A 12,074-nucleotide genomic window follows, 5' to 3' on the forward strand; every position below is an offset into this window, starting at 1 on the left:
CAAGGTCTGAAAGCGGCAAACGCCCGGCCTGACAAATGCCAGACCGGGCGTTGCGTTTAGAGTCCTGACGCCGTGGCGCGCATCTGCATGCGGCGGCTCGGCGTGGCCCTTGAAGTGCGCGAGTTAGAGGCTGCGAGCAACCTGAACCTTCTCGAAGACTTCGATCTTGTCGCCGACTTTGACGTCGTTGTAGCTCTTCACGCCGATACCGCATTCCATGCCGGCACGTACTTCGGAAGCGTCATCCTTGAAGCGGCGCAGGGATTCCAGCTCGCCTTCGAAGATAACGATGTCTTCACGCAGTACACGGATCGGACGGTTACGGTGCACAACACCTTCGATCACCATGCAACCGGCGATCGCGCCAAACTTCGGCGAACGGAACACGTCGCGCACTTCGGCCACGCCCAGGATGTTCTCGCGAACATCGCTGCCGAGCATACCGGTCAGGGCTTTCTTGACGTCTTCGATGATGTCGTAGATCACGTTGTAGTAACGCATGTCCAGACCTTCCTGCTCGACGATCTTCCGTGCGCCAGCATCGGCACGCACGTTGAAGCCGAACAGTACAGCGTTGGAAGCCAGTGCCAGGTTGGCGTCGGATTCGGTGATACCACCGACACCGCCACCGACCACGCGCACTTGCACTTCGTCGTTGCCCAGGCCATTCAGAGCGCCCTGCAATGCTTCCAGCGAACCACGGACGTCGGATTTGAGGACGATGTTGAGCGTCTTCTTCTCTTCCTGGCCCATGTTTTCGAAGATGTTTTCCAGCTTGCCGGCGTGAGCGCGAGCCAGTTTGACTTCGCGGAACTTGCCTTGACGGAACAGAGCCACTTCACGGGCTTTCTTCTCGTCGGCAACCACGCTCATCTCGTCGCCAGCGTCCGGAGTACCGTCAAGGCCGAGGATCTCGACCGGAATGGCCGGACCTGCTTCCTTGATCGGCTTGCCGTTCTCGTCGAGCATGGCGCGCACGCGGCCATAGTTCGAACCGACCAGCACCATGTCGCCTTGACGCAGCGTACCGTCCTGAACCAGAACAGTGGCTACCGGGCCACGGCCCTTGTCGAGACGCGATTCGACCACAACACCACGGCCAGGCGCCGACGGAGTAGCGGTCAGTTCGAGCACTTCGGCCTGCAGCAGAACGGCTTCGAGCAGTTCGTCAACGCCGGTACCCATCTTCGCGGAAACCGGAACGAATGGAGTGTCGCCTCCCCACTCTTCGGAAGTCACGCCATGCGCCGACAGTTCGCTACGGATGCGATCGAGATCAGCACCTGGCTTGTCGATCTTGTTCACCGCAACCACCAGCGGAACGCCAGCAGCCTGAGCGTGCTGAACGGCTTCGATGGTTTGTGGCATCACGCCGTCGTCCGCCGCAACCACGAGGATCACGATGTCGGTCGCCTTGGCACCACGGGCACGCATGGCGGTAAACGCAGCGTGACCCGGGGTATCGAGGAAGGTGACCATGCCGCGTTCGGTTTCAACGTGGTACGCACCGATGTGCTGGGTGATACCGCCGGCTTCGCCAGCAGCAACCTTGGCACGACGGATATAGTCGAGCAGCGAGGTCTTACCGTGGTCAACGTGGCCCATGACGGTCACGACTGGCGCACGAGGCACCGCTTCACCTTCGAACTTCAGCGACTCGGCCAGGGAATCTTCCAGGGCGGTGTCGCTGACCAGGGTCACTTTGTGGCCCAGTTCTTCAGCTACCAGTTGGGCAGTTTCCTGATCCAGTACCTGGTTGATGGTGGCCGGAGTACCCAGCTTGAACATGAACTTGATGATTTCGGCAGCCTTGACCGACATCTGCTGGGCGAGATCGCCAACAGTGATGGTTTCGCCGATCTTCACTTCACGCACGACAGGGCCGGTCGGGCTCTGGAAACCGTGAGCGTTGCGTTTCTTCAGCTTGGCCTTGCCGCGACCACCACGACGGAAGCCATCGCTTTCTTCGTCGGTAGTGCGTGGTGCCACACGTGGCGCCGGCGCTTTTTCTTTGACCGATGCGCGATGCGGAGCGTTTTTGCGCTCGCCATCACCACCGCCACGACGGTTGTTGTCGTCGGCACGCGGTTTGTCCGGACGGCGCTGTTCGTCACGCTTGCGAGTGTCGGCAGCCGGCGCAGCAGCTACAACCGGCGCAGCTTCGCGCACTGGTTCAGCCACTGCAGCTGGGGCAGCAACAGGTTCGGCAGCAGCGGTCGGAGCGGCAGCAGGCTGGCGGCGCGCTTCTTCTTCGGCGCGCTGCTTGGCTTCTTCTTCAGCCTTTTGACGGGCAGCATTTTCTACTGCGCGACGCTCATCCAGTTCACGCTTGCGCTCGGCTTCGATTTCTTCCGGGCTACGCTGTACGAAAACTTTCTTCTTGCGAACTTCAACGCTGATGCTCTTGCTACCAGCCACACGCAGGGTGCTGGTGGTTTTACGCTGCAGCGTGATCTTGCGTGGTTCTTCCACTTTCGCCTTGTGGCTGCTCTTCAAGTGAGTCAGCAGGGATTGCTTCTCACTGTCAGTCACATTTTCTTCGGCGGCGGTGTGCGGCAGACCTGCCTCACGCATCTGCTGCAACAGGCGCTCTACCGGTGTTTTGACCTCATCGGCCAGTTGTTTCACCGTGACTTGCGTCATGCACTTCTCTCCTCAGGCCGCGCCTAATTACTCGAACCAGTGGGCTCGGGCGGCCATGATCAACTTGCCGGCACGATCATCGTCAATGCCGTCGATGTCGAGCAGGTCGTCAATAGACTGCTCGGCCAGGTCTTCGCGGGTAATTACGCCGCGCACCGCCAGTTCCATCGCCAAATCCTTGTCCATACCCTCAAGCGAGAGCAGGTCTTCGGCCGGATGGGCGTCTGCCAGCTTTTCCTCAGTAGCGATGGCTTTGGTCAACAAACGATCCTTGGCACGAGCGCGAAGCTCGTTGACGATGTCTTCGTCAAAGCCGTCGATGTTGAGCATTTCTTCCAACGGTACGTAGGCAATCTCTTCCAGGCTGGTGAAGCCTTCATCAACCAGCACCTGAGCCAGTTCTTCGTCGACTTCCAGCTCGTCGATGAAGTTGCGCAGGATATCGCCGGTTTCTGCTTGCTGCTTAGCCTGGATGTCCGATTCGGTCATCACGTTCAGGGTCCAGCCAGTCAACTGGCTCGCCAGACGCACGTTCTGACCACCACGACCGATGGCCTGAGCCAGATTGTCTGCGCCAACGGCGATGTCCATGGCGTGGGCATCTTCGTCAACAATAATTGCCGCAACCTCGGCCGGGGACATGGCGTTGATCACGAACTGAGCCGGGTTGTCGTCCCACAGCACGATATCAACACGCTCACCGCCCAACTCGCCCGACACTGCCTGGACGCGCGAACCGCGCATACCGATGCAAGCGCCCTGCGGGTCGATGCGTTTGTCCTTGGAGCGAACGGCGATCTTGGCGCGCGAACCCGGATCACGGGACGCAGCCATGACTTCGATCAGGCCTTCAGCGATTTCCGGCACTTCGATGCGGAACAGCTCGATCAGCATTTCCGGAGCGGTACGCGACAGGATCAGCTGCGGGCCGCGGTTCTCGGTGCGGATTTCCTTGAGCAGCGCACGCAGACGCACGCCGACACGGAAGGTTTCGCGCGAAATGATGTCTTCACGGGCCAGCAACGCTTCAGCGTTGTTGCCCAGATCGACGATCACGTTGTCGCGGGTGACTTTCTTCACGGTGCCGGAGATGATTTCTCCCAGGCGCTCGCGATAGGCGTCAACCACTTGAGCGCGCTCGGCTTCACGCACTTTCTGCACGATGACCTGCTTGGCAGTCTGTGCAGCAATGCGGCCGAACTCGATGGATTCGATTTTTTCTTCGACAACATCGCCGACCTTGGCGCCCGGATGCGTTTCCGCAACCTTGCTTGGCCAGGTTTCGATGGCCGGATCATCGAGATCATTCTCTTCGACGACCGTCCAGCGACGGAACGTTTCGTAAGAACCGGTGTGGCGGTTAATTTCCACACGCAGGTCAACTTCGTCTTCAAAACGCTTTTTGGTAGCAGTGGCCAGAGCCAGCTCCAGCGCTTCAAAAATTACGCTTGCCGGTACGCCCTTTTCATTGGATACCGACTCAACAACCAGCAGTACTTCTTTGCTCATCGTACGCCTCGCCTTTCGCAAGCCATTGGATCCGCGGGATCCGCGTCTCAGTCAAAACTGGGAATAATGTTGGCCTTGTCGATCATATCGATCGGCAACAGGAACTCATGGTCTTCTACCTGCACCACGACGTCCTGTTCTTCTACACCGCGCAGAAGGCCCTGAAAGTTGCGTCGACCTTCAAAAGGCGAGCGCAGCTTGATCTTCACTTGTTCACCGGCAAATTTTGCAAACTGCTCAAGAGTGAACAGCGGGCGCTCCATGCCAGGCGAGGAAACTTCGAGGGTGTATTCAACGGAGATTGGATCTTCAACATCCAGTACACCGCTGATCTGACGGCTGACAATGGCGCAATCGTCCACCAGCACGCCGCCCTCTTTATCGATATAAACGCGCAACATCGAGTGACGACCCTGAGCCGAAAACTCGATCCCCCAGCATTCATAGCCCAGGGCCACGACCACCGGGGCCAGCAAGGCCTGCAACTCTTCTAGCTTGCTCGACACCTGAACCCCCTAGTGCATGATATGTGCATGCTTTGCAAAATAAAAAAATGGGCTTAACGCCCATCCTTGAAACGCCGTCGAATAGCGGCGTTGAAAGTGTCCAGCTAACAAAAAGCCCCTTAAAAGGGGCTCCTTAAACTGGTTGCGGGGGCCGGATTTGAACCGACGACCTTCGGGTTATGAGCCCGACGAGCTACCAGACTGCTCCACCCCGCGACAAAGCTGGGGCAGAAGTATACGACCGATCCCTTATAGGGTCAATGTAACCTTCCACCTGCAAGAAAGCCCGCAACAGCGGGCTCTCCTGACTAATTGGTACCGAGAAGGGGACTCGAACCCCTACACCCTATGGGCACAACCACCTCAAGGTTGCGTGTCTACCAATTCCACCACCTCGGCAAAACTACGTTTGAAACCCTTCTTACTTCTGCTCTTGAGCTGGAGGTACGTCAGTCGCTGGAGTAGCCGACTTTTGCTCTTGAAGCACCGGGACATCATCAGAAGCCGGTTGTTGTTGCTTAGGTACTTCCAACACTGCTGGGTCTGGGAGACCTGCTTGAGTCAGCTGATGAGCTTTCTCTTTAGCAAAGTAACCTAACCCCAAGCTGGTTATGAAGAAACCGGCGGCAAGTATAGCAGTAAACTTACTAAGAAAGGTAGAGGAACCTTGGCTTCCGAACACAGTATTTGAAGCACCTGCTCCGAAAGACGCGCCAGCATCCGCACCTTTACCCTGCTGCAGCAAAACCAGAGCAACTACGCCCAATGCACCCAGCAGATGAAAAACGACTACGACTGTTTCCAGCATTTTTTCAGTTTCCCGCGGCGCGACAGATCGCACCGAACTCATCTGCATTCAGGGAAGCTCCACCAATGAGCCCCCCATCGATATCCGGCATGCCGAACAGTTCGACCGCATTGGCCGCCTTCACGCTGCCGCCGTATAGAAGCCGCACACCTCGTGCGACCTCAGAATTCTCTGCCGCCAACTGCTCGCGAATGGCTTTATGCACATCCTGCGCCTGTTGCGGCGTTGCAGTCAGTCCGGTACCAATAGCCCAGACCGGCTCGTAAGCAATGACTGCCTTGGCAAAGGCACCTACACCCAGCTCCTCGATGATACTGCCCAGCTGACGCCCGACAACCTCAAGAGTTTTACCGGCTTCGCGCTGCTCAAGGGTTTCCCCTATACACAACACCGGAATCAAGCCACATGCCTGTGCCGCTGCGAACTTGCGATTCAGCATCCCGTCTCGCTCGCCCATTATCTGGCGGCGTTCGGAGTGCCCGACAAGCACCAGGGAACAACCTGCATCCACCAACTGACTGGGAGCAATCTCACCCGTCAATGCACCTTGCATGGATTCCACCGCAGAGTTCTGCGCACCGACCGAAATCGACTTGCCTTTCAAGCCATCAATCACTTGATTGATATACAAGCAAGGCGGGAATACCGCGACATCAACACCGCTTGGCAAGGCCAGATGACGAAGGCCGTTGATCAGCTCAGCGACGCTGGCGCGGGTACCGTGCATCTTCCAGTTACCAGCTACCATAGGGCGACGCATGCTGTACCTCGTCGGTCAAAGTGGGCGCAGATGTTACCCAACACAATCATGGCTGGCAAGCCGAATCAGGCAGAAACTTCACTTACCAGTTTTGCCAGTTCTTCGGCATAGCCTCGAACCTGGGTTTCGTCCTCGCCTTCGACCATCACGCGCACCAGAGGCTCTGTCCCGGACTTGCGCAAAAGCACACGACCGCGACCCGCCATCGCCTGGGTAACACGCGCACTGGCCTCCTTGACAGCCGGATGTTCGAGCGGGCTTTCACCGCCACCAAAACGCACATTGATCAGCACCTGAGGACACTTGCGCAAAGCTTGCCGGGTTTGCGCCAGCCCTTCGTTTCGAGTCTTGAGCGCCATCAACACCTGCAATGCAGCGATGATCGCGTCGCCAGTCGTGGTGTGATTGAAGCAAACGATATGCCCCGAGTTTTCACCGCCGACCAACCAGTTACGCTCCAGCAACTCGGCGATCACATAGCGATCACCGACGTTGGCACGAATAAATGGAATCGAAAGATCCGCCAGCGCCAGCTCGAGCCCCAGGTTACTCATCAGAGTGCCGACTACGCCGCCCTGCAATTTGTCACGCTCATGCAGGTCACGCGCGATGATGAACAACAACTCGTCACCATCGACAATGGCGCCCGTGTGATCAACCATCAGCACCCGGTCACCATCGCCATCGAAGGCAATCCCCAGATCGGCGTGCTCAGCCATCACTGCCGCCTGCAACTGCCCCATATGGGTCGAGCCGCAGTTTTCATTGATGTTCAGGCCGTTCGGCTGCGCTGACAAGACGACAACTTCTGCGCCCAGCTCGCGAAAGACGCTCGGCGCCACCTTATAGGTCGCACCATGGGCACAGTCGATGACAATCCTGAGGCCGGCAAAACTGGTGCCGGTCGGCACACTGCTTTTACAGAATTCGATGTAGCGACCGGAGGCGTCATTGATGCGCGACACCTTGCCGATCTTGCTCGACTCGACCACGGTCATCGGCGTATCGAGCAACTCTTCGATCATCAGCTCCAGCTCATCGGGCAACTTGGTGCCTTTGCCAGAGAAGAACTTGATGCCGTTATCGTCATGCGGGTTGTGCGAAGCACTGATCACGATGCCGGCCTCAGCCTGGAACGTGCGCGACAGGTAGGCAATCGCCGGCGTCGGCATCGGTCCGAGCAGCATCACATCGGCGCCCGCCGATGTCAGACCGGCCTCGAGCGCCGATTCGAACATATAACCGGAAATCCGCGTGTCCTTGCCGACCAGCACCTTGCAGGCGCCCATCTTGCGGAACGCCATGCCGGCAGCCCAGCCGAGCTTGAGCATGAAGTCAGGAGTAATCGGGTATTCACCGACGCGACCACGAATGCCGTCGGTACCAAAATATTTCTTGCTCATAAGTGCTCCATCATTCTTATTCGGCTGATTCCACGGCTTCGATCATCCGCACCACATCTACCGTTTCCGCCACATCATGGACCCGCAATATACGCGCACCTTTGACCGACGCCAGTGCCGCCAGCGCCAGACCGCCATGCAGACGCTCGCCCACGGGACGATTCAATGCATGTCCGATCATGCTCTTGCGCGAAACACCAACCAACAACGGCCGCCCCAGCGCATGCAGGGCTTCCATATGCTTGAACAAGCTTAGATTGTGCTGCAGGGTTTTGGCGAAACCGAAACCGGGGTCGAGAATGATCCGATTGGCCGGGATACCCGCCAATGCACATTGAGCCATGCGCTCTGCGAGAAACTCGCCGACTTCCCGGGTGACATCCTGATACTGCGGATTGTCCTGCATGTCGCCAGGCTCACCCAGCATATGCATCAGGCACACCGGCAGGCCAGTGGCGGCGGCTGCGTCCAGCGCACCATCGCGCTGCAGGGAGCGCACATCGTTGATCAACCCTGCACCCAGTCGCGCAGTTTCACGCATGACCGCCGGCGTTGAAGTGTCAACCGAGATAACCACATCCAGTTCGCGATTGATCAATTCAACGACGGGCGCCACGCGCTCCAGCTCCTCCAGAGGAGAAACCGCTCGCGCACCTGGCCGGGTCGATTCGCCGCCGACATCAATCAGCGTCGCGCCAGCCAACACCATGGCTTCGGCATGGCGCAAGGCTGCGTCGTGCTGGCTGTAACGGCCACCATCAGAGAAAGAATCGGGAGTGACATTGAGAATGCCCATGACGTGTGTCCGGGCCAAATCAAGAACCCGGTTGCCGCAAGGCAACCGGGTCAGGGACTGTACAGAAGTCATTTCAAACCTTAAACGTCAGCAGCCGGGCCGCCGATCGGTGTTTCCGGACGCTCGTCCTGAACCACTGGAGGTGGAGGTGTACCCGTGCCGCCGGACCAGTCGCGAGGCTCGCGAGGAGTACGACCCGCCATGATGTCGTCGATCTGTTCAGCGTCGATCGTTTCGTACTTCATCAACGCATCAGCCATGGCGTCGAGCTTGTCACGGTTGTCCGTGAGGATCTGCTTGGCCGTGCCGTAGCACTGGTCAATGATGCTGCGCACCTCGGAGTCGATCAGCTTGGCTGTCTCGCCGGAGAAGCTGGCACTCTGACCGCCACCGCCGCGACCGAGGAACACCTCGCCTTCTTCTTCGGCATACATTAGCGGGCCGAGCTTTTCCGACAGACCCCACTTGGTCACCATGTTCCGTGCAATCTGGCTGGCACGCATGATGTCGTTGGACGCGCCGGTGGTGACACCGTCAAAGCCCAGGGTCATCTCCTCAGCGATACGGCCGCCGTACAGCGAGCAGATCTGGCTGATCAATGCACGTTTGGACAGGCTGTAGCGATCCTCTTCCGGCAGGAACATGGTTACACCCAGCGCGCGACCACGCGGAATGATCGACACCTTGTACACCGGATCATGCTCTGGCACTACACGACCAACGATAGCGTGGCCGGCTTCATGATAAGCAGTGTTCTGCTTTTCCTTCTCGGACATGACCATCGACTTGCGCTCGGCGCCCATCATGATCTTGTCTTTGGCCAGTTCGAACTCTTTCATTTCAACGATGCGTTTGCCGCTACGCGCAGCGAACAGCGACGCTTCGTTGACCAGGTTAGCCAAGTCAGCACCAGAGAAGCCCGGAGTACCACGCGCGATAACGGCCGGAGCAACGTCGTCACCCATTGGCACTTTGCGCATGTGAACCTTGAGGATCTGCTCGCGACCACGGATGTCCGGCAAGCCAACCACCACCTGACGGTCGAAACGGCCCGGACGCAGCAACGCCGGGTCAAGCACGTCAGGACGGTTGGTGGCAGCGATTACAATGATGCCGTCGTTCATCTCGAAGCCGTCCATCTCTACCAGCAACTGGTTGAGGGTCTGCTCGCGCTCGTCATGACCGCCGCCCATGCCGGCGCCACGATGGCGACCGACGGCGTCGATTTCGTCGATGAAGATGATGCAAGGCGCGTGTTTCTTCGCCTGCTCGAACATGTCACGTACGCGGCTGGCACCGACACCGACGAACATCTCGACGAAGTCAGAACCGGAAATGGTGAAGAACGGCACCTTGGCTTCGCCGGCAATCGCTTTGGCCAGCAGGGTTTTACCGGTACCCGGAGGGCCGACCATCAGCACGCCGCGAGGAATGCGACCGCCCAGACGCTGGAACTTGCCCGGATCACGGAGGAACTCAACCAGTTCACCCACTTCTTCCTTGGCTTCGTCGCAACCGGCAACGTCAGCCAATGTGGTTTTCACCTGGTCTTCAGACAACAGACGCGCCTTGCTCTTGCCAAAGCTCATCGGCCCGCCCTTGCCGCCGGCTCCACCCTGCATCTGGCGCATGAAGAACATGAACACCGCGATGATCACCAGGATAGGGAAGCTGGCCACCAGAAGCTGGGTCCAGATGCTTTGCTGCTCAGGCTGCTTGCCTTCGACCACGACGTGGTTGTCGACCAGGTCGCCGATCAGGCCATTGTCCTGGATCGCCGGACGAATGGTCTTGAAGCTATCGCCATCGTTGCGCTTACCGGTAATCACATAGCCATCAACGGCTACGCGCTCGACCTTGCCATCCTTGACCTGCTGGATGAAGTCGGAATAGTTGAGGGTCTGCGGCTCGTTAGGGCTGGAGAAGTTGTTCATCACCGTCACGAGGACTGCCGCGATGATCAACCACAGGATCAGATTCTTTGCCATATCGTTCAATTAACTACCCTCTGAAGCAAGCTCCGCTACTGGCGCGCGCTTCGCATGATATTCACCGGCCTAACTTACTACATTACCTACAACTCTGGCAGGCGCCGTCTGTAACCCTTTGTGAAACACTTTCTACACAATATTCGCTTATGCACACGGGGCAAAATACGAAAAACCTATCACCCCGGCAAAAAACCTCGTGTTACTCACTACGCCCGCGGTAACCCCAGGCCAGCATGTACTGCTCGCGGGAACTGCCGCGGGAGGAGTCTGGCTTGATCATCTGGATCTTGTCGAATTTCCGACGAGCATCCTTCAGGTAAACATCAAAACCTTCGCCCTGAAAAATCTTGATCACGAAATTGCCACCCGGCTTGAGTATCCGTTCCGCCAGATCAAGCGCCAGTTCACAAAGGAACATGGCTTTTGGCATGTCCACTTCAGGCGTACCACTCATATTGGGGGCCATATCGGAAATCACAAGGTCTACCTGCGAATTACCCACGGCCTCAAGGATCCGCGCGAGCACTTCGTCCTCGGTGAAGTCCCCCTGAATGAAATTCACGTCCGGAATACTGTCCATTTCCAGAATGTCCGAGGCGATCAGGCGCCCCTGACCACCGATCAACCGGCTCGTGACCTGCGACCAGCCACCGGGCGCCGCGCCGAGGTCGACAACGCTCATGCCGGAACGGATCAACTTGTATTTCTCCTGGATCTCCAGAAGCTTGTAACTCGCACGCGAGCGGTAGCCATCCTTCTGCGCTTGCTTCACATAGGGATCGTTGACATGTCTTTTCAGCCAACCAAGGCTTGTCTTGGAACGCGCCATTGGGCACCTCGATGATAAGGGTCGTGATTAATTGGGCGGATCCACGAACCCTCGGGTAAAATGGCCGCCATTTTACAGAATCCAGACGAAAGGGTCAGATTATGCCGCTCACTCCAGAGCAGAAGAAACAGTACAAATCCATTGGCCACCATCTGAAACCAGTTTTGACTGTGGCTGACAACGGTTTGACTGAAGGTGTGCTAGCCGAACTTGAACGCGCCCTGGCGGATCACGAGCTGATCAAGATCAAGCTCAATATCCTCGATCGCGAGTCGCGCCTGGCGCACATTGCAGAGCTGTGCAAGGTCGGCAAAGCGGACCTGGTACAGGTCATCGGCAAGATGGCACTGGTTTACCGCAAGAACTTCAGCGTCAACAAGCAGCTGTCGAACGTTCATCGCTTCAAGTGATGACAAGGGTCAAGGGTGTGCTTCGCGCACCCTGCCACCCCATCCCGGCACCGGTTGCAGCACCAGCACCAGCCCGGAAAACCCCAGGATCAGAAAGCTGAACACCTGCCAGCGCTGTGCATCCGGCCAGCCGACACGTATTGCGACAAACATCGCGCACGCATACAACGCCATCAGCAGCACCTGACCGCGAAAATCCCGCCATAGACTGACAAGGCCTTCGGCCTGTACCAGCACCAAAGCCTGAAAAATCACGCATGCGGCGGCGAATCCCACCACCAGCACTTCAAATGCACTGGCCACTTCATCGACCAACAGCGGTGCCAGGCCGATTTTGCCCAACACCGGCTGCAAGCCAAGATGAATCAGCCATAGACCGCCGACCCAAAGCATCTGGGTCAGTTGCCAAAGCATGGCGC

Annotated in this window: 11 protein-coding genes and 2 tRNA genes; 1 reads left to right on the top strand and 12 read right to left on the bottom strand. The window is 57.8% G+C overall.

Annotated elements, in window-relative coordinates; all coding sequences use genetic code 11:
- Positions 1-123: 123 nt before the first annotated feature.
- The 11 genes from infB to rlmE form a co-directional block, all read right to left on the bottom strand.
- On the bottom strand, positions 124-2,643 hold the full coding sequence (gene infB / locus PseuLF5_RS25625; RefSeq protein ID WP_222833677.1) for a translation initiation factor IF-2: 2,520 nt from the start codon (positions 2,641-2,643) through the stop codon (positions 124-126).
- Positions 2,644-2,670: 27 nt separating this feature from the next.
- A complete protein-coding gene (gene nusA / locus PseuLF5_RS25630) occupies positions 2,671-4,152 on the bottom strand; it encodes a transcription termination factor NusA (RefSeq protein WP_003221546.1) in 1,482 nt (493 codons plus the stop codon).
- A gap of 47 nt (positions 4,153-4,199) precedes the next feature.
- Entirely contained in the window at positions 4,200-4,658 is a 459-nt protein-coding gene (gene rimP, locus PseuLF5_RS25635) for a ribosome maturation factor RimP (RefSeq protein WP_007973115.1), read from the bottom strand.
- A 139-nt stretch (positions 4,659-4,797) separates the two neighbouring features.
- Positions 4,798-4,874, bottom strand: a tRNA-Met gene (locus PseuLF5_RS25640).
- Between the two features lie 97 nt (positions 4,875-4,971).
- Positions 4,972-5,057: transfer RNA gene (locus tag PseuLF5_RS25645), tRNA-Leu, on the bottom strand.
- Between the two features lie 22 nt (positions 5,058-5,079).
- Positions 5,080-5,466, bottom strand: a complete 387-nt coding sequence (secG, locus tag PseuLF5_RS25650) for a preprotein translocase subunit SecG (RefSeq protein WP_027610782.1) — start codon at positions 5,464-5,466, stop codon at positions 5,080-5,082.
- Between the two features lie 4 nt (positions 5,467-5,470).
- On the bottom strand, positions 5,471-6,226 hold the full coding sequence (gene tpiA, locus PseuLF5_RS25655; protein WP_016986498.1) for a triose-phosphate isomerase: 756 nt from the start codon (positions 6,224-6,226) through the stop codon (positions 5,471-5,473).
- Positions 6,227-6,291: 65 nt separating this feature from the next.
- Complete coding sequence (gene glmM, locus PseuLF5_RS25660; RefSeq protein ID WP_123464540.1) at positions 6,292-7,629, bottom strand: phosphoglucosamine mutase; 1,338 nt, start codon at positions 7,627-7,629, stop codon at positions 6,292-6,294.
- Positions 7,630-7,645: 16 nt separating this feature from the next.
- Positions 7,646-8,497: a dihydropteroate synthase gene (gene folP / locus PseuLF5_RS25665; protein ID WP_123464538.1), complete on the bottom strand. Its 852-nt coding sequence runs from the start codon at positions 8,495-8,497 to the stop codon at positions 7,646-7,648.
- A gap of 8 nt (positions 8,498-8,505) precedes the next feature.
- A complete protein-coding gene (ftsH, locus tag PseuLF5_RS25670; protein ID WP_123464536.1) occupies positions 8,506-10,413 on the bottom strand; it encodes an ATP-dependent zinc metalloprotease FtsH in 1,908 nt (635 codons plus the stop codon).
- Between the two features lie 202 nt (positions 10,414-10,615).
- The gene (gene rlmE, locus PseuLF5_RS25675) at positions 10,616-11,245 is read right to left on the bottom strand and encodes a 23S rRNA (uridine(2552)-2'-O)-methyltransferase RlmE (RefSeq protein ID WP_123464534.1); all 630 of its coding nucleotides are present in this window, start codon (positions 11,243-11,245) and stop codon (positions 10,616-10,618) included.
- Positions 11,246-11,346: 101 nt separating this feature from the next.
- Between rlmE and PseuLF5_RS25680 the strand changes: the two genes are divergently transcribed.
- Positions 11,347-11,655, top strand: coding sequence for a YhbY family RNA-binding protein (locus PseuLF5_RS25680; RefSeq protein WP_003221534.1), 309 nt, complete (start codon positions 11,347-11,349; stop codon positions 11,653-11,655).
- A 9-nt stretch (positions 11,656-11,664) separates the two neighbouring features.
- Here the strand turns inward: PseuLF5_RS25680 and PseuLF5_RS25685 are convergent, their stop codons facing one another.
- The gene (locus PseuLF5_RS25685; RefSeq protein WP_186746282.1) at positions 11,665-12,069 is read right to left on the bottom strand and encodes an MFS transporter; all 405 of its coding nucleotides are present in this window, start codon (positions 12,067-12,069) and stop codon (positions 11,665-11,667) included.
- Between the last annotated feature and the right edge of the window lie 5 nt (positions 12,070-12,074).

The organism is Pseudomonas sp. LF-5, assembly GCF_037626295.1.
In the GTDB taxonomy this organism is placed as follows: domain Bacteria; phylum Pseudomonadota; class Gammaproteobacteria; order Pseudomonadales; family Pseudomonadaceae; genus Aquipseudomonas; species Aquipseudomonas monsensis.

Coding starts and splice junctions, on each gene's coding strand:
- infB (WP_222833677.1), bottom strand. CDS start 2,643: ATGACGCAAGTCACGGTGAAACAACTGGCCGATGAGGTCAAAACACCG.
- nusA (WP_003221546.1), bottom strand. CDS start 4,152: ATGAGCAAAGAAGTACTGCTGGTTGTTGAGTCGGTATCCAATGAAAAG.
- ftsH (WP_123464536.1), bottom strand. CDS start 10,413: ATGGCAAAGAATCTGATCCTGTGGTTGATCATCGCGGCAGTCCTCGTG.
- folP (WP_123464538.1), bottom strand. CDS start 8,497: ATGACTTCTGTACAGTCCCTGACCCGGTTGCCTTGCGGCAACCGGGTT.
- rlmE (WP_123464534.1), bottom strand. CDS start 11,245: ATGGCGCGTTCCAAGACAAGCCTTGGTTGGCTGAAAAGACATGTCAAC.
- PseuLF5_RS25680 (WP_003221534.1), top strand. CDS start 11,347: ATGCCGCTCACTCCAGAGCAGAAGAAACAGTACAAATCCATTGGCCAC.
- tpiA (WP_016986498.1), bottom strand. CDS start 6,226: ATGCGTCGCCCTATGGTAGCTGGTAACTGGAAGATGCACGGTACCCGC.
- secG (WP_027610782.1), bottom strand. CDS start 5,466: ATGCTGGAAACAGTCGTAGTCGTTTTTCATCTGCTGGGTGCATTGGGC.
- PseuLF5_RS25685 (WP_186746282.1), bottom strand. CDS start 12,069: ATGCTTTGGCAACTGACCCAGATGCTTTGGGTCGGCGGTCTATGGCTG.
- glmM (WP_123464540.1), bottom strand. CDS start 7,629: ATGAGCAAGAAATATTTTGGTACCGACGGCATTCGTGGTCGCGTCGGT.